This is a genomic window from Zestomonas ipomoeae (assembly GCF_057128665.1).
In genome coordinates, this window is the sequence record NZ_JBSKHQ010000044.1 from 1 (window position 1) to 1,281 (window position 1,281).

2 protein-coding genes are annotated in these 1,281 nt (G+C 45.6%); both read right to left on the reverse strand.

The window, feature by feature from the left end; genetic code table 11:
• Window positions 1-207: 207 nt before the first annotated feature.
• Entirely contained in the window at window positions 208-693 is a 486-nt protein-coding gene (locus ACWKV7_RS23620) for an FxLYD domain-containing protein (protein WP_483860150.1), read from the reverse strand.
• Between the two features lie 121 nt (window positions 694-814).
• Window positions 815-1,102 (reverse strand): hypothetical protein, encoded by a 288-nt coding sequence (locus tag ACWKV7_RS23625; protein WP_483860151.1) that lies wholly within the window; start codon window positions 1,100-1,102, stop codon window positions 815-817.
• Window positions 1,103-1,281: the final 179 nt, after the last annotated feature.

Here is a 1,281-nt window from a genome sequence, read left to right on the forward strand (position 1 = left end):
AACTCTTTGCGGGTCTGCTTGCGCTTGCCTGCGTACTCGGCGTCGGCGAAGGTCATCTGCTTCATCGGAAAACTCGGGCAACGGGATCGGCGTATTTCACCAGATTCGGGAAGTCTTTTTCAGAGTTTCCCTAAGTGTTACAACGCTACTGTTACTCATTGAACCGATCTATGCTTGTGGGGAGAGTCCATATACATTTGTTAGGCATTAGTACGACATGGCTTTCTTGACACTTAACTTTAGCGTTGCGTAGTCGGGGAGCCCATTTTTACTGCAGCCGCACTTGATTTGGTAGTTTTCGTTTTCACCTGGCGACAATTGTGAATTAATATATTCTGAACACTCATAGACAAAAACACCGTTCTTATCAAATAACTCAGCCTCAATTTCAATGGACTTAACAATTTCAGAGGCGCTATTTGTGAGCTGACCAGAAATCAAGAGCTGCTTACCTTGCATGCGCGATGTGTGAGTTCCTAAAACAATCTTTTCTGATAAATCCACCAGCTCTGGGTACGTTTCATCCTCTACATCGTTATTAGCATCCTCGACTGCCATTTCCTCGAAGGCTGAGGATGCCACCCCAAACGAAATGCCCATTACTAGAGACTCTGATACAAGAGATGGAATTACAAAACCAACACCTAATAAAAAACCAATTTTTATAATTTTCCACGAACTCAAATTTTCCACGATACTTCCTTTTGTTGTATGCCTAACGTTTGAGCTAACCGGCAGGCAAAAGCGTAGCTTTTGACTGTCCAGCGAACGAAGTGAGCGAGGTTGAGCGAATAGTTATGTGCGTTCGCCGCATTTATATTGCCACTGCTTCGGAAAGCTTTGTTAATGCGGTTGCGAGTGCAACTAATGTTGTGATGCCGACTATGCCAACTAATAATACAGTAAGGTAGCTAGCGCTCTCATGGTCATTGATTCTTTCTTCCGGATATTTTCCGAAGGTTAGAAAGCGCGTGATGGGCCAGCCTACATACCAGGCGATAATCTCAAAGCCCATATCCCAGATCAGCCAAATTACTGCCCTAACGAGCATGGCAGCAGTGCGAAATACTAGTTTCAATCCATGCTCGAGTACGTCTTCCATTGCACTGTCCTTGGCGACCTATTTGCACATAACGATTAAGCTAACGGGCGGCCAAAAGCGCAGCTTTTGGACGTCCAGCGAACGGAGTGAGCGAAAGTTGAGGGCTGTAATGGACTCTCCCCGCACCACCTTTCTTCTATAAATCCGAGGTGCCTGTTCAACTGGGAGAGCTTCGATGA